Here is a 14,913-nt window from a genome sequence, read left to right on the forward strand (position 1 = left end):
GGTGAGCAGGATGTTCAAAGCACATGGATGGACATGATGAACAAAGACGGACTTTTCTCCGTCGGCGGATCTCGCCGCGATGTCTTGTTGGCAGGCCTGATCTCTACGGTAGCCGCCGGACTGCCCCGCGCTGCTTCGGCCGCGAGCCGAAAACAAAAGCTTTCCTCTTCCCCTCCATCAAAGGAACCAAGACGATGAGCACCATCACGACCAAGGACGGCACCGAAATCTACTACAAGGATTGGGGCAAGGGTCCTGTCGTCACATTTTCGCACGGCTGGCCGCTGAATTCCGACGCCTGGGACGGCCAGATGCTGTTTCTTGCCCATAACGGCTTTCGCGTCGTTGCGCATGACCGGCGCGGCCATGGCCGCTCGAGCCAGGCGACGTCCGGCAACGACATGAACGGCTATGCGGACGATCTTGCAGCAGTGATCGAGGCACTGGATCTCCAGGACGCCACGCTGGTCGGCCATTCCACCGGAGGAGGCGAGGTTGCTCGCTATATCGGACGGCACGGGACGAAGCGGGTGGCCAAGGCTGTTCTTATCGCCGCTGTTCCGCCGATCATGGTGAAGACGCCGGCCAATCCGGAAGGCCTGCCGATCGAGGTATTCAACGGCATAAGGGCTGGCCTCGTCAAGGATCGTTCGCAGTACTACCGGGACCTCGCACCGTTGTTTTATGGCGCGAACAGGCCGGGCGCTAAGGTTTCCCAGGGGACTCTGGATCAGTTCTGGCTCTGGAGCATGCAGGCGGGTCTCGTCAACGCGTACGAAAGCGTCAAGGCGTTCTCCGAGACCGATTTTACCGAGGACCTCAAAAAGTTCGACGTACCAACCCTGGTCCTGCATGGCGAGGACGACCAGATCGTCCCCGTCAAGGACTCGGCAGTCAAGTCGGCCCGACTGATCAAAGGCGCAAAGGATATCTACTACCCCGGCGCGCCCCACGGGATCACGGCCACGCACCAGGATCAGGTCAATGCTGACCTGCTCGCCTTCATCAAAGGATAGTACGCCCTCAGACACGACCGCATGTTGTCCGCACTTCCTTGGAGCCGCCGATGACCACCTTTGGCAATATTTCGCGCGCCCTGAACAGCATTTCAGGTGGCGCGCCAGGTCAAACCTTGTGCGCTCGCATAGCCGAGCGGTGGCCTGAATGCCGGTTCTGTCGGCTCATGTCCCGGATTGTGGAACCGAACCACTGCGCCATCGAGTTGGAGCGCTGGCAAAGGCGGCAAACATATGCCGCGACAGCGCTGCCATTCGGGCAACTGCGCCTGTGCAGCGCGGAGGCGATCGCCGGGGTCGCCGCCGCGCCTTGAAGGCCAAAGCGCCCTCGAGGACGTCGAACTGGCTAATCGGCGGGAGTTTGCCGTTTGCGATTGCCGCTCATTTTGGCGGTCTCAATTCGGCGTGAAATTTTCTTGGCCAGCAGTTGCGACCATCGCAGCAGCACCGGCACAATTTTTCGAAGGCAGGAACGACATGGGCGCACTCTCAGGTAAGATCGCGGTGGTCACCGGCGGAAACAGCGGGATCGGACTATCGGCTGCAAAAATCTTTGCGGCCGAGGGCGCGCAAGTCGTCATTACCGGCCGCCGGCGGCAGGCGGTCGAGGAGGCGGTCGCACAGATCGGACCAGGCGCGCTGGGCATTCAGGGAAATGTGGCCGACGTGTCGCACCATGACGAGGTAGCGCAGCAGATCCGCCAGAGGTTTGGGGCGCTCGACATCTATATGGCGAACGCCGGCATAAACACCATCACGCACTCGGCCGACGTCTCCGAGGCAGAATATGATGCGCAATTTGCCGTTAACACGCGAGGCGTCTTCTTCGGCGTCCAGAAGCTGATTCCGATCATGCGGAACGGCGGCGCAATCATCCTCACAGGCTCGCTCGCCAGCGAGAAGGTTCTGGACGGTCATGCTGTTTACGCGGGCTCGAAGGCGGCCATAAATGCCTTTGCGCGCGCTTGGGCGATCGAACTGAAGTCTCGCGGCATCCGGGTCAACGTGCTCAGCCCAGGTCCGGTGGATACGGCTATTCTCGATAAGCTAGGCATACCGTTTGAGCAGCGCGGGCTGTTTGAAAAGGCGATGGCGGAGGCAATACCCCTGGGCCGGATGGGGCACCCGGACGAGCTGGCAAAAGCCGCTCTGTTCCTTGCCTCGGACGCGAGCAGTTTCGTCACGGGTATCAATCTGCGGGTGGATGGCGGGATGGCAGTGCTCTGAGCCATAACTGCGAGATCGCGCCAATAGACCGCCGGTTATCGGCTGAGCAATCGGTCTTCCTCACGAAAATTTTTTGGGAAGCTGCCGCACGAGTCGCGCCAAATAGGTCGGAGGCGACACGTTTTGTCGACGTGGCGCAAATTGAGCCACGTAAATAGCAAGTCGCATTGCAGGGATCGACGCGCAAGAGAAGTCGGATCGCCAGGTCTCGCCACGGCGGCAGCGGCGTCTTGCAAACTCAGCGCTCCGGCCGCGCGCCCTCAGTGTCTGTTCCGGCGTCCGCCGACAATGCACACCCGGCACAGAGACCTCAATTATGCTGCAGGCACCTGATCTCCCCGGTGACCTACCCTGCACCTTGGCATTGTATGACAGACCCTTCCGCACAATAGGTTGGCGGGCTGCGTCGGCGCATTCTCCTGAGCATTGGTCACCACAGGCCACATGGGAGAAAGCAAATGCGAAACATAACTCGAGCCCTGGCGCTCACCGCAGCGCTGGCCGCGTCGAGCGGCGGGATGGCGCAGGCCGCCAATTCTCAGCCCAAGCCGACGATCGTACTGGTGCACGGTGCCTTCGCGGAATCGTCGAGCTGGGACGCAGTCATCACCAAGCTCAGCAAAGACGGTTATGTAGCGATAGCCGCAGCTAATCCGCTCCGCGGCGTTGCCAGCGATGCGAAAGCAGTCTCAGCCATCGTCCGGTCGGTTTCCGGGCCGGTCGTGCTGGTGGGGCATTCCTACGGCGGGCCTGTCATCACCGAGGCCGCCAATGGCAATCCCAATGTAAAGGCGTTGGTCTACGTGGCGGGTTTCGCGCCGGATACCGGCGAATCGAGCCTTACGTTGTCCAGCATGTTTCCCGGCAGCACCTTGGGGAGCGCGCTTGCTCCGGTAGCGTTGCCGGACGGCGGGCAAGACCTCTTCATCGAGCCGGCCAAGTTCCGCGCCCAGTTCGCCGCCGACGTTCCGCAAGAGCAGACTTTGCTGATGGCTGCCACTCAACGTCCCGTTACTCAGGCGGCTCTGGCTGAAACCTCGGGCGTCGCCTCATGGAAGACGCTGCCGTCCTACATGATCTACGGCTCGGATGACCGCAACATCCCGGCAGCCGTCATGAGCTTCATGGCCAAGCGTGCGCACGCGGTAAAGACCGTCGTCATCGAGGGTGCGTCCCATGCGCTCATGGTTTCGCATCCCGACGAGGTCACGTCACTCATCGAGGATGCTGCTGCATCGGTCAGTCAGTAGCAGGCTGGAAGCGCCTGCATCCGATCGAGCAACGAAAATAGACACGCAACACCAGGAGACTAGACATGAAGATCGTCGTCATCGGCGGAACCGGGCTGATCGGTTCAAAGACCGTGGAGAGGCTGCGAAACAAAGGACACGACGTGCTGGCGGCGTCGCCGAATTCGGGCGTCAACACCGTTACGGGAGAGGGTCTGGCGGCCGCGCTTGCCGGTGCGCAGGTCGTCGTCGACCTGGCGAACTCGCCGTCGTTCGAGGAAAAGGCTGCCCTGGAGTTCTTCGGGGCATCCGGGCGTAATCTTTTTGCCGCCGAAACGGCCGCCGGCGTCCGTCATCACGTGGCGCTGTCGGTCGTCGGTACCGACCGGCTGCAGGGCATGGGCTATTTCCGCGGCAAGTTGCTTCAGGAAAAGCTGATCAGGGAGTCCGGAATTCCTTACACCATCGTTCACGCCACCCAGTTCTTCGAATTCACCGCCGCCATCGCAAACACGGGCGCCGTCGGGGATACCATTCATATGTCGCCGGCCTACTTCCAACCCATGGCGGCTGATAATGTTGCCGATGCGATGGCCGACGTCGCGCTTGCCGCGCCGTTGAACGGCATGATCGAAATTGCCGGCCCGGAGCGTGTTCGCATGAGCGAACTTGTCGAGCGCTTCCTGAAGGCCACCAACGACCCGCGCAAAGTCGTCCCGGATCCCGGCGCGCTCTACTACGGCCAAGTGGCAATCGACGACCGAACGCTGGTGCCCGGCGAGAATGCGCGCATCGGCGCCGTGCGTTTCGATGATTGGCTCAGCCGATACACGCCACCGAAATAAGCAATCATCGGATAGGCCATTCTCACAACAAGGAGACCAGACATGATCAAAACACTTCTCTGTGCCGCGCTCACCGCCACTTCCGTCACCGCAGCAATGGCCAATGACGCCGCCAGCGTGAAGCTTGTCTACGACCAGGCCCTTCCAAACGTGCCCGGCAAGAGCATGAAGGCCGTGCTCGTCGAGTACGCGCCGGGGGGTACGTCGCCGGCCCATACCCATCCCAAATCCGCGTTCATCTATGCCACGGTTCTGGAGGGGGCGATCCGAAGCCAGGTCAACGATGGGCCGGTGAAGACTTATCGCGCCGGCGAGAGTTTCTCCGAATTCCCGGGCGACCGTCATGCCGTCAGCGAAAACGCCAGCAAGACGGAAGGCGCTCGTCTGCTTGCTGTTTTCGTCGTCGACACCAGCGAGACGGAACTGACGACGAACGCGAAATGAAATCGTAGCCCCCGGGACCATCGGGGCGTATGCGAAAGGACGGTCAGTGACATGAATTCGATCGCCAGCCGCACACTTGCGGGGATTTTGGTCCCCGATACACCGCTTGTTGGCCGAGCGATCGAACATGCCCGCCAGCGATGTGAACCCTACCTGTTCAACCACGTGGTCCGATCCTGGCTTTTCGCGGCCCGGATCGGACAGATTCAGAATATCCAGCACGACGCGGAGGTTGTTGCCGTTGCAACCCTGTTGCATGACATCACGCTCAATGAGGACTTCGCCGGGCCGCGCCGTTTCGAAGTGGAAGGCGCCGATCTTGCCCGCACCTTCGTTCGGGAAGGTGGCTTCGACGAGCGGCGCGCCCAATTGATCTGGGACAGCGTCGCCCTCAACTCGACGCCGTCGATCGGCCTCTACAAGGAGGCTGAGGTGGCGCTTTGCACAGCCGGCATCTGTCTCGATGTCGTCGGCTTGCAATACAGCCTCATTTCGTCAGCCGAGATTGCAAAGATCATCGGTGAGTTTCCGCGCCTCGGGATGAAGCGGCGGATGACGCGATGCTTTTGCCATATCGCCGAGATCAGGCCCGAAACCACCTACGACAACTTTGCCCGGGACTTCGGCGAGCGCTTCGTTTCAGGCTACAAGGCGACTTCAGCAGTTGATCTTGTGATGAACGCTCCCTTCGAAGAGTGAACGCAGTTTCGATCCAGGTCTCCCGATCGACGCCGGCCAGCTCAGCCGACCCCTTCATATGACCCAAAACGCTGTGCGCCTGTCGCATGCCTGCGGCAAAGCGAATTGCCGAGGGCAGCGTTCCACCGCTTCCTATACTTCGGTTTAGGCGCGCCGACCTATTGAAGGGCATACATATCATCGGGCACGATAGCAACAATTTGGCTCGCCGGTCATCCTTACGCTGCAATGGATTGCAAACACCTCAAGGAGATAAAGTAATGAATATTGCAGCGTCACCGGTCGCTCCGAAAGGAAAAGCCGCCGCCCAACGCGCGAGTTATGCTGAGCAGTCGCCCGAACTTCTGAAGAAATTTATTGAATTTCTTGGTGCGACGCGAGAGGGGTCGATCGAAGAGCCAATCCGGGATCTTGTTGCCGTCCGAGCCGCGCAGCTGACGGGTGCACCTTCTGCCTCGATATGCACGTCAAACAGGCAAAGATTCATGGCGAGCGCGAACTGCGCCTTTACCACCTGGCAGCCTGGCGGGATTCGACCTTGTTCGTTCCTCGCGAGCGTGCAGCCTTGGCATGGACGGAAGTCTTGACGAAGTTGCCCGAGCAGGGTGTCCCGGACGAGATCTACGATCGGGTCAGGTCGCAGCTTTCCGAGAAGGAAATCTCCGATCTGACCTTCGTTGTCATGGCGGTCAACTCTTGGAACCGTCTGAACATCGGCTTCAAACCCGTCCCGGGCTCAGGCGATGCGAAGTTTGGCCTGAGCAAAGCAGCACTGAGCTAATCTTTGGAATGGGTCAGAATGGCGCTTGTTTGTGAGCCATTCTGAGCGGCCGGGCAAAGTCGCCGAGCTCGGCGACCAACACTGGAACCGATCTCAGCCTCCCGGCCGCGGCCGCGAGGCGCTCTCAGGAGGGCGTCATGCGCATTGACAGTCTGCATCCAGTAATATCGGCCCGTCTTATGGTGGTCGATGTCGACGCTCCACTCCGCAGTGCGGCACTCTCACTTTCCAGGCCTGCAATAGGCCTGGTCGTGGTGTGCCACGGCAGTGGGGAGGCGGCAGGCGTGCTGAGCAAGTCCGACCTTGTCCGCCATCTGGCCAATTCAGGGCCAACAGAAGCGCCGATTGCGGCATTGATGAGCCGGTCCATCGCGTCCTGTGGTCTCGATGATGATCTTCATTCAGTCTGGCAGACCATGGCCGCGCAAGGCCTGCAGAATGTGCCGGTGCTCGGGGCTGACTCGAAACCGCTAGGCGTCCTAGATATCCGTGATGCGATGAAGGCGCTCTTTAAACAAGAGGAACTGCAGGAACGGCTGCTTGCCAACTACATCAGCGGGATCGGCTACCAATAGAGCATGGTCTCGCGATTGAATATACGGAAGTATGAATCGGCGTCTTCTTAGATATAGTAGAAAATAAAGGTCGCAAATTATAGCGTATTGAAGCAAATAGGTGACGACTTAACCAGCGGGGAATGAAATGTTTCGTCCGGACATAAAAGAAGATGTCTTCGACGGCCCGCCCGATGGCCCTGGAAGTGGTATGTCCGTGCAAATGTCGACGGCCGGCATCGTCCATGACCTGGGAAATCTCATTCAGGTCGCCTCGTCGGCGTTGAACCACCTGGCCCGCGATCCGAGCATCCAAGCGGCTCCGGCGCTCAGGCCTGTAATAGCCGGCGCCAAAACGGCTTTGGAACGGGCCGGGGGCCTTGTCCGGCAAACCATCAGCCTGGCCCGAGAGAGCCACGCTGAAATCGAATACACAAACGTAGGTGCTTGCCTGGCTGAGATCGAGACCCTCGTACGGAGCGCCTTGGACGCCAATTTCGGTCTTGAGCTTCGGGTCGGGTCCGACCTGCTTTTGGTGCGATGCGATCGCTTTGGGTTGCAAAATGCCGTTCTGAATCTTCTGTTCAACGCACGCGATGCAATGCCTGACGGCGGTTTCATCTCGATCGATGCCGGCTTGGCCTCTGAAACCTCCGCCGCCAGTCAGGTAGATATCCGTGTCGCGGACAACGGTATCGGGATGACCAGCGAGACGATGGTCTGCGCCTTGGATCCGTTCTTCACCACCAAAAGCGAAGGCCTCGGCGGCGTCGGTTTGCCGATGGTGAAGCACTTTGCCGAGCAATCAGGCGGAAGCATCGATATTCAGAGCACACTTGGAGCAGGCACGACCGTCACTCTGCGGTTGCCTGCGATGCGATAGCGGCCCGCCAATCTGCCTCCGGTGACAAACGTGACATACAATCGAGAGATAAAGATGGATGCACAAGTCGTCGAAAACGTCCAACAGCACCGTTTCGAGCTGCCGATCGCCGGCGATATGTTTGCGGCGGCCTATTATCGGCTCGAGGGCGGGAAGGTTGCGCTGATACACACCGAAGTCCCGTCGGAATTTTCCGGACAAGGGATCGCGTCGCAATTGGCCCACGGGACCTTCGAACTGCTCCGCAAAACCGGCCGTAAAGCGATCTTGAAATGTCCCTTCATGAGCCGCTTTTTCGCCAAGCACCCGGACTATGCAGATGTCGTCGGCGGCTAGTCATGGGGACGAATGTTGAGGGTTTCCCAAGGATCTATCCAAATGCCTGACGAGTATGATCTGCAGAGGTTCGTCAGCGCACAGGATCCGGTCTACGACGACGCGCTGGCCATTCTACGTCGAGGGATGATGTGCACTCCCTACATGGAGTTCATCTTCCCAAGGTTGGCCATAAGGCGAACTGGTGCAGCGCCTGAGCCATATGCAATCACATCGCTCGACGAAGCCAGCGCCTATCTCTCATTTCCGATCCTCGGAGGCCGTTATCGGGAATGCGTTGGCACCCTGCAACGGCTCTCGGGCCTGAGCGCTCGCGCTGTCTTCGGTGACGTTGATGCGAAGAAGTTGCACGCGTCCCTCACGCTGTTTTCCGAAGCAAGCAACGAGGAGTTCCTGCTCGAGACAATCTTCGACGTCTGGTTCGACGGTTTGCTCGACGAGGAAACGATGAACGATCTCTACTTGATGTCGTAGTGGTCTGCTCGTGCCAGCGGCGTAAAGCTGTCGCGGCGCAGAGGTCACCATCCGCTGCCTTATCATGCGGTGCCATTTCGAAACCGTGACCTGCGTCGAATATAGCGGGGCCGAAATGGTCGAACAGGACGAAGGGCCCGATCATGAGGCGATTCGGGGAGGGCAATACGCGCCCTACCTTCAGTCCGTCCGCAAAATCAAGGATAGCCGGCTGGATCGATGCCTGTGATATCGCTTTGGCGGATGGTCATGGATCTCTGTCCTTCTGCATGCTTTGTCAGCCAGGTGCTCGAACGCGCTTGAACGGAGCGGCTCGAAAGACCGTCTGAATGGCTTTGAGGAGGGCGAATTTGGAGCTCGTGTGATGCTCTCCCGCGATGCCGCTTTCATTAGAAGCCGACACCCTCATCGACAGGATCGCGGCAAGATCTTCGGCCATTTCGGGCCGGTCGTGCAGCAGCGGTGCAAAGCTTTCCTGGTCTATCTCGTAAACCGTGACAGGGGTCATTGCCCGCAAACTCGACATCTCGCCAATGCCGGCGAGCAGGCCGGTCTCGCCGAAGAAATCGCCAGGTGCAAGCCGGCCGATCTCCTGCAGTTGATCGTCGTCCTCGCCAATTTGCCGGACGATGACGCCCGTCCGTACGATCATGAGCGACGGCAGCATCTCTCCCTGTCGTGCGATGATCTCGCCCTTATGGTAGGTGTGAACTGAGGCCGCTTTGGCGAGCGACTCCTGCTCGGTACCCGTCAGTGCCGAGAATACCGGTATGGAATTGATAAGCTCGATCGGGGTGAAGCCTTGCGAGGCTGCCGTCTCGTCGCTCGGCCGGTCGGTCATGGCAATCGAGCCCGAAAGTGGCTGCGCCAGCAGCAGGCCGGTCGACTTTGAATGGCGATAAATGAGATCGAAGATGTCGTTCCGAGCGGCACTTCGCTGGTCAATACTTGCGACGCGAAACGACAACTCGATCTCGATAGCTGCAGCATCCAGGCTTCTGATGGTAACCGAAGGCGAAGGGTCCTGGAGGATTGAATTGCAGCTCAGCAAGACAGTGCGCATGAGATCTACGATGATCGCCGGCGTCTTCGTTGGCGCCACCTTGACGGTGACGGCAAGTCCATGGCTCTCGTCCGGACCGCTTAAATTTGTTACCCCGATCTTGGCGAGAGGGCTGTTTGGCAGCGCGACGACATTGTGGGTCGGGGTGAGGAGTTGAGTCGACCGCCAGTTGGTCTCGACAACGCGGCCCTCGGTTCCGTCGCCCAGAATGATCCAGTTTCCAAGCACGTAAGGGCGGCCGAGGTTAAGCGCGATCCCAGAAAATACGTCACCAAGCGTATTCTGGAGCGCCAGTCCCAGCATGACGGCAAACACGCCCGACGTGGCAATGAGCGTTCCGACCGGCACTGCAAAGACGAACGCCAGGATCGACAGGAACATTCCAGCATAGACGATTCCGACCACGACGTCCTGCAGGAGACGTGCCTCGCGCGGCTTTCGCTCAAAGACGAGATAGATGCGGACAAATCCGATCAGCGCCCAGGCAAGGTGAACCCACCAGAGCAGCTTGACCGAGCCGATGAGGATCGCTCCCCCGGTTGTTTCGTTGTTCCCTGCGGCCTCGTACGGCACGACGCGCAGGTGGAGAACCATGGCCGACATCGCGAGGAAAAAGGCGAGTTGGACGGCCAGCTTCGCATTGGCGAAGCGTCTGGGGATGAGAGACCAAACGACGATCCCGGCGAGGCCGAGCAACACGATGTAGACCAGAGGAGAGTTCCACCAGTTCATGAACGATCACCGCAATGCCCAGTTCAATGTTTGGTCTCCGGCCCGGCGATCGGGCCTCTGCCGCTGGCCTTGTCTTTTTCGAGCACTGCTTCGGTGATCGAATTCGGCAGCCGTCGCGGCTTTTCGATCAGCCCGAGCACCGGCATGGCGATGAGGAAGAACGCAAAATAGTAAAGCGTCGCGAGTTGGGACATGACGACGTATGCGCCTTCCGCCGGCCGGGAGCCGAGCCAGCCGAGAAAGAGGGCATTCGCAACGAACAGCCAGAAGAGCACCCTGTACCAGGGGCGATAGACCGCCGAGCGCACCTTCGAGGTGTCGAGCCACGGCACCAGGAACAGCACCGCGATCGAGCCGAACATCGCGAGCACGCCGCCGAGCTTGGAGTCGATCGGCCCGATATTGAAGGTGATGGCGCGCAGGATCGCGTAAAACGGCAGGAAGTACCATTCCGGCACGATGTGGGCCGGCGTCGTCAGAGGATTGGCGATGCTGTTGTTGTCGGGATGGCCGAGATAGTTCGGCAAGTAGAAGACGAAGTAGGCGAAGACGAACAGGAACACGAGGATGCCGAAGGCATCTTTGACGGTGGCATAGGGCGTGAAGTCCACGACATCGGTTTTCGATTTGACCTCGATGCCGGTCGGATTGTTCTGGCCGACGACATGAAGCGCCCAGATATGCAAGGTCACCACGCCCGCAAGCACAAATGGCAGCAGGTAATGCAGCGCAAAGAAGCGGTTCAGCGTCGGATTATCGACCGCGAAGCCGCCGAGCAAAAGCTGCTGGAGCCAGTCGCCAACTAGTGGGACGGCCGTGAAGAAGTTGGTGATGACAGTAGCGCCCCAGAACGACATCTGTCCCCAAGGCAGCACGTAGCCCATGAAGGCCGTCGCCATCATCAGCAGGAGGTTGGTGCAACCGAGCACCCACAACAGCTCACGCGGCGCCTTGTACGAACCATAGTACAGCCCGCGGCAGATATGGATGTAGACGGCGACGAAGAAGAACGACGCGCCGTTGGAATGGAGATAGCGCAGCAGCCAGCCCGAATTCACGTCGCGCATGATTTTCTCGACCGAATTGAAGGCCAGCCCCGTATCAGGAGCGTAATGCATCGCCAGCACGATGCCGGTCAGGATCTGTGAAACCAACATGATCGTGAGAATGCCGCCGAACGTATAGGCGTAGTTCAGGTTGCGCGGGACGGGATAGACGATGAAGCTGTCATAGACCAGCCGCGGCAGCGGCAGGCGGGCGTCGAGCCAACGTTCGATTCTGGTTTTGGGCGTATAGGTCGAGTATTTGTCGCCGCTCATCGAAAGCCCCTGCCTCAGCCGATACGGATCTTGGTGTCGGAAACGAATTGGAACACCGGTACCGCCATGTTCTCCGGCGCCGGCCCCTTCCGGATGCGGCCGGCGGTGTCGTATTGCGAACCATGGCAGGAGCAGAACCAGCCGCCGAAATCGCCTTCCTGACCATGCGGGATGCAGCCGAGATGGGTGCAGACCTGGATCATCACTACCCAGGCTTCCTTGCCCGGCACAGTTCGGTTGGCGTCGGTTGCCGGCGCATCGGCCGGCAGGTTGGCATTGCGGGCGATTGGATCCTTGAGCTCGGCGAGACTGACTGCCTGGCCGTCCTTCATCTCTTTTTCGGTGCGGTTGCGTACGACCACCGGCTTGCCATGCCAGTCGACGATCAGCGACGTTCCCGGCGTCAGCGATGAGACGTCGACCTCGATCGCGGCGGGCGCTTCGACGCGCAATGTGTGCTCGGCTGTGGAGGTTTCGGAAAGGTCGGCCATGGTGGCGACTCCTATTGCTGGAAGCTGCGTCATCGCGTTGGTGGCAATCGAGCAAAAGCAGGCCACGGCTTTCGCCTTTCCAGTCTGCTCATATCGCCCGAAATATGCCGGCCGTGGCCGGGTGTGAGCCATCGTGCCAACGGCGCGCGCGTCCAATACTTTCGTTTAGGATTTCCTGAGCGAAGGACTGGCCGGGCTGGCGATGATGCCATCATGGAAGGTTCTGGATTCCTCCCAATAACCGTTGGCCACTGAGCTGGGATATGCCCCGGCATTGCGCACGGCGATCCCAAACTTCAGCCCGACCATACCTCGGCATAGGCACGTCTAGCTGTCGGTGTCGTAGTCGTCGTCCCCGCCAAATGCGAGTTCTTGGAGCGGTTGTCTCGCGTGGCAGGTTTTCCGCCCGACGACGACCAGCGCGATTCAATCGGGTTCAGAAAAGGGAAAAGCGGTGAAACTCTACTACAGCCCTCTCGCGTGCAGCCTGGCCGACCACATCGCGCTGGAGGAAGCTGGTGCATCCTTCGAGCGCGAAACCGTCAATCTCAAAACCAAGCGGACGGCGTCCGGGGATGATTTCACCACCGTGACGCGCAAGGGGTATGTTCCAGCCCTCGTGCTGGATAGCGGCGAAACGCTGACGGAAAACATCGCCGTCCTCGATTGGCTCGCGTCGCGATACCCGGCACTGGGAGTGGAAGGGCCTTTGGGCCGTACGCGCGTTCTCGAAGCGCTGACCTATGTCTCGACTGAAATACATCGAAGCTTCAAGCCGATGTGGCACCAAAGCAGCGATGCTGAAAAGGCCAAGGCGAGCGCGACGATTACGAGCCAACTCGAGTTCTTCGCAGACGGGCTCAAGACCGACTATCTGTTCGGCGACAAACCCAGCGTCGCGGATTTTTATCTTTTCGTAATGCTGCTTTGGGCGGCCGGCTTCCACGTCCCTGTTCCCGCGCCTTTGCAAGCGCTCCGCGCCCGAATGGCTGCCCGACCGGCTGTGCGCGTCGCAATGGATCGTGAGGGCCTCGTCTAAAGCCGAGGGTGGCCGCGAGCATAAGATCAGACGCAACATATCCCTCTCGCCCCCACAGAAGATCAGGAGTCATTCTCATGTTGCCGTTTCTGCGGATGCTACATCCTGCCGCTTCCAAGCGCGGGGACGGCCTACATCTCGAATTTCTCCGAAGGGAAATCGAGGAAACGCTGGACCTTACTGACATTCCGTCAGAGCTCGCCGCACTGCCCCCTGGCCGAGTGGTTGCAATACTGGATTTGCCGCAGTCACCGTCGAAATAAGCGCAATATTTCCTGTCGGCCGATGAGGCGGGCGGGTCTCGTCGTTCCCGTTGTTGGTCATCATAGAGCTTCATCATGAATGCGAGTAAGGCTCCCGACACGGTCGATCATCGCCGCCGGCGCATTGTCGGTGCGACAGCAATGACGTTCGCCGCCACGATCAGGCAAGCTGAGTGAGCTGCCGATACCTGCGCTGGATGGGCGGCGAGGACATGATGTTTGCGAGCTGAACATCGAGGCGCGGCCCTGGTCCCACATCGACGTTGCGCTTGACTCGTCCATATTATTGGTAATAAATCATACATATTGCCTTCAAAAAAGACGGCAGGTCTGGGAGGACCGATGAAAATCACGGCCATCAAGGCGCGCGTCTGCAATGCGGAAATGCGCAACTGGGTCTTCGTTCGCGTCGAAACCGACGAGCCCGGGCTGTTTGGCTGGGGTGAGGCGACGCTGGAATGGAAGACCCGAGCCGTCGTTGGGGCGCTTCAGGATCTTGAGGCCCTGCTCGTCGGGCAAGATCCGCGCAACGTGGAGCAGTGCTACCAGATACTTACGCGCCACGGCTTTTGGCGTCTTGGCGTCGAGGGAATGTCTGCCGTCAGCGGCATCGAGATCGCGCTCTGGGACATCCTGGGCAAGTCATTGGGCGTCCCCGTCTGGCGCCTTCTGGGCGGTCAGGTCCGCGATTATCTGCGCACCTACACGCATCTTGGCCTCGGGGACATGAAGGCGGTCTATGAGACCGGATCCGCGGATGCGATCGTGGAACGCGGACGCATCGTGACGCAAGCAGGCTATGACGCGGTCAAGGTCGTCTGCGTTCCCTACACCCACTACGTATCGCCCGCCAAGGCAGTCGATTCCGTTGCCAACATGGTTGGCTCACTTCGCGAGGCGGTAGGCCCGGATATCGACATCATGGTCGATTTCCACGGACGCCCTGCATCGGTTAGCGCGGCAATGGATTACCTCAAGGCAATCGAGCCGGCCCGCATCATGTTCGCGGAAGAGCCCGTTCCACCCGAAGATGTTGCCGGACTGGCGCATATCACGGCGCGATCGGCCGTGCCGATCGCTTCCGGCGAGCGGCTGATCGGGCGCCGCGAATTCACGCACTCGATCGCAGCCCGCGCCTTCAACATTGCCCAGCCTGATATTTGCCACACTGGCGGTCTGCTCGAGACCAAGAAGATCGCGGCCATGGCGGAAACCGCAGGCATCGGCCTTGCGCCGCACAACCCGCTTGGTCCGATCGCCGGTGTGGCTGCTCTTCATTTCGGCATATCGACGCCGAACGTTGTCATTCAGGAAGAGATGTCCGGTGCCGTCGCCTGGTACGACGACGTCGTCACCTGGCCAATTCAGCGTAAACCCGGCCGCTGGGATCTGCCCGAACTGCCGGGCCTTGGCGTCACCGTCAATGAGGACGTGATCGCGCGCCACCCCTTCAAGCAGGAAGTGCTGCATGCCCGTAACGCCGTCATGCCGGACGGCACCGTGGTCGACTGGTGAATG

The 14,913-nt window shown here is 59.8% G+C and carries 16 protein-coding genes and 1 pseudogene; 14 read left to right on the top strand and 3 right to left on the bottom strand.

Annotation, left to right across the window (positions count from 1 at the left end):
* Positions 1-194: 194 nt before the first annotated feature.
* The 12 genes and pseudogenes from NKI79_RS22200 to NKI79_RS22255 all read left to right on the top strand — a co-directional run bounded on the left by NKI79_RS22200 (position 195) and on the right by NKI79_RS22255 (position 8,488).
* Positions 195-1,016 carry an alpha/beta fold hydrolase gene (locus NKI79_RS22200; RefSeq protein ID WP_352804458.1) on the top strand — a complete coding sequence of 274 codons (822 nt, stop codon included), beginning with the start codon at positions 195-197 and terminating at the stop codon, positions 1,014-1,016.
* 50 nt (positions 1,017-1,066) lie between these two features.
* Positions 1,067-1,330, top strand: a complete 264-nt coding sequence (locus NKI79_RS22205) for a hypothetical protein (protein WP_352476715.1) — start codon at positions 1,067-1,069, stop codon at positions 1,328-1,330.
* A 163-nt stretch (positions 1,331-1,493) separates the two neighbouring features.
* The gene (locus NKI79_RS22210; RefSeq protein WP_352804461.1) at positions 1,494-2,243 is read left to right on the top strand and encodes a glucose 1-dehydrogenase; all 750 of its coding nucleotides are present in this window, start codon (positions 1,494-1,496) and stop codon (positions 2,241-2,243) included.
* 458 nt (positions 2,244-2,701) lie between these two features.
* Complete coding sequence (locus tag NKI79_RS22215) at positions 2,702-3,493, top strand: alpha/beta fold hydrolase (protein ID WP_352804464.1); 792 nt, start codon at positions 2,702-2,704, stop codon at positions 3,491-3,493.
* Positions 3,494-3,558: 65 nt separating this feature from the next.
* Positions 3,559-4,317 (top strand): SDR family oxidoreductase, encoded by a 759-nt coding sequence (locus NKI79_RS22220; RefSeq protein ID WP_254818504.1) that lies wholly within the window; start codon positions 3,559-3,561, stop codon positions 4,315-4,317.
* A 42-nt stretch (positions 4,318-4,359) separates the two neighbouring features.
* On the top strand, positions 4,360-4,761 hold the full coding sequence (locus NKI79_RS22225; protein WP_352804466.1) for a cupin domain-containing protein: 402 nt from the start codon (positions 4,360-4,362) through the stop codon (positions 4,759-4,761).
* Positions 4,762-4,812: 51 nt separating this feature from the next.
* Complete coding sequence (locus NKI79_RS22230; protein WP_352804469.1) at positions 4,813-5,460, top strand: HD domain-containing protein; 648 nt, start codon at positions 4,813-4,815, stop codon at positions 5,458-5,460.
* 260 nt (positions 5,461-5,720) lie between these two features.
* Positions 5,721-6,241: pseudogene (locus NKI79_RS22235) on the top strand (carboxymuconolactone decarboxylase family protein).
* A 137-nt stretch (positions 6,242-6,378) separates the two neighbouring features.
* Positions 6,379-6,816, top strand: coding sequence for a CBS domain-containing protein (locus NKI79_RS22240; RefSeq protein ID WP_352804471.1), 438 nt, complete (start codon positions 6,379-6,381; stop codon positions 6,814-6,816).
* Between the two features lie 127 nt (positions 6,817-6,943).
* Positions 6,944-7,678, top strand: coding sequence for a sensor histidine kinase (locus tag NKI79_RS22245; protein WP_352804474.1), 735 nt, complete (start codon positions 6,944-6,946; stop codon positions 7,676-7,678).
* Positions 7,679-7,732: 54 nt separating this feature from the next.
* Positions 7,733-8,014, top strand: a complete 282-nt coding sequence (locus tag NKI79_RS22250; RefSeq protein ID WP_352476723.1) for a GNAT family N-acetyltransferase — start codon at positions 7,733-7,735, stop codon at positions 8,012-8,014.
* A 42-nt stretch (positions 8,015-8,056) separates the two neighbouring features.
* On the top strand, positions 8,057-8,488 hold the full coding sequence (locus tag NKI79_RS22255) for a DUF1810 domain-containing protein (RefSeq protein WP_352804477.1): 432 nt from the start codon (positions 8,057-8,059) through the stop codon (positions 8,486-8,488).
* A 277-nt stretch (positions 8,489-8,765) separates the two neighbouring features.
* Here the strand turns inward: NKI79_RS22255 and NKI79_RS22260 are convergent, their stop codons facing one another.
* Genes NKI79_RS22260 through petA form a run of 3 tightly spaced genes read right to left on the bottom strand, consistent with a single transcriptional unit; the run spans position 8,766 to position 12,126 of the window.
* Complete coding sequence (locus NKI79_RS22260) at positions 8,766-10,283, bottom strand: mechanosensitive ion channel family protein (protein WP_352804480.1); 1,518 nt, start codon at positions 10,281-10,283, stop codon at positions 8,766-8,768.
* Positions 10,284-10,306: 23 nt separating this feature from the next.
* Positions 10,307-11,602 carry a cytochrome b gene (locus NKI79_RS22265; protein ID WP_352804483.1) on the bottom strand — a complete coding sequence of 432 codons (1,296 nt, stop codon included), beginning with the start codon at positions 11,600-11,602 and terminating at the stop codon, positions 10,307-10,309.
* A 14-nt stretch (positions 11,603-11,616) separates the two neighbouring features.
* A complete protein-coding gene (petA, locus tag NKI79_RS22270) occupies positions 11,617-12,126 on the bottom strand; it encodes a ubiquinol-cytochrome c reductase iron-sulfur subunit (RefSeq protein WP_352804572.1) in 510 nt (169 codons plus the stop codon).
* Between the two features lie 421 nt (positions 12,127-12,547).
* On the opposite strand from petA, the gene NKI79_RS22275 reads away from it, so the two are divergent.
* Entirely contained in the window at positions 12,548-13,132 is a 585-nt protein-coding gene (locus NKI79_RS22275) for a glutathione binding-like protein (RefSeq protein WP_352804486.1), read from the top strand.
* Between the two features lie 605 nt (positions 13,133-13,737).
* On the top strand, positions 13,738-14,910 hold the full coding sequence (gene dgoD, locus NKI79_RS22280) for a galactonate dehydratase (RefSeq protein WP_352804487.1): 1,173 nt from the start codon (positions 13,738-13,740) through the stop codon (positions 14,908-14,910).
* Positions 14,911-14,913 lie beyond the last annotated feature (3 nt).

The sequence above is a fragment of the Mesorhizobium sp. M0340 genome (genome assembly GCF_040321535.1).
GTDB lineage: Bacteria > Pseudomonadota > Alphaproteobacteria > Rhizobiales > Rhizobiaceae > Mesorhizobium.

Coding starts and splice junctions, on each gene's coding strand:
- NKI79_RS22200 (WP_352804458.1), top strand. CDS start 195: ATGAGCACCATCACGACCAAGGACGGCACCGAAATCTACTACAAGGAT.
- NKI79_RS22205 (WP_352476715.1), top strand. CDS start 1,067: ATGACCACCTTTGGCAATATTTCGCGCGCCCTGAACAGCATTTCAGGT.
- NKI79_RS22210 (WP_352804461.1), top strand. CDS start 1,494: ATGGGCGCACTCTCAGGTAAGATCGCGGTGGTCACCGGCGGAAACAGC.
- NKI79_RS22215 (WP_352804464.1), top strand. CDS start 2,702: ATGCGAAACATAACTCGAGCCCTGGCGCTCACCGCAGCGCTGGCCGCG.
- NKI79_RS22220 (WP_254818504.1), top strand. CDS start 3,559: ATGAAGATCGTCGTCATCGGCGGAACCGGGCTGATCGGTTCAAAGACC.
- NKI79_RS22225 (WP_352804466.1), top strand. CDS start 4,360: ATGATCAAAACACTTCTCTGTGCCGCGCTCACCGCCACTTCCGTCACC.
- NKI79_RS22230 (WP_352804469.1), top strand. CDS start 4,813: ATGAATTCGATCGCCAGCCGCACACTTGCGGGGATTTTGGTCCCCGAT.
- NKI79_RS22240 (WP_352804471.1), top strand. CDS start 6,379: ATGCGCATTGACAGTCTGCATCCAGTAATATCGGCCCGTCTTATGGTG.
- NKI79_RS22245 (WP_352804474.1), top strand. CDS start 6,944: ATGTTTCGTCCGGACATAAAAGAAGATGTCTTCGACGGCCCGCCCGAT.
- NKI79_RS22250 (WP_352476723.1), top strand. CDS start 7,733: ATGGATGCACAAGTCGTCGAAAACGTCCAACAGCACCGTTTCGAGCTG.
- NKI79_RS22255 (WP_352804477.1), top strand. CDS start 8,057: ATGCCTGACGAGTATGATCTGCAGAGGTTCGTCAGCGCACAGGATCCG.
- NKI79_RS22260 (WP_352804480.1), bottom strand. CDS start 10,283: ATGAACTGGTGGAACTCTCCTCTGGTCTACATCGTGTTGCTCGGCCTC.
- NKI79_RS22265 (WP_352804483.1), bottom strand. CDS start 11,602: ATGAGCGGCGACAAATACTCGACCTATACGCCCAAAACCAGAATCGAA.
- petA (WP_352804572.1), bottom strand. CDS start 12,126: ATGACGCAGCTTCCAGCAATAGGAGTCGCCACCATGGCCGACCTTTCC.
- dgoD (WP_352804487.1), top strand. CDS start 13,738: ATGAAAATCACGGCCATCAAGGCGCGCGTCTGCAATGCGGAAATGCGC.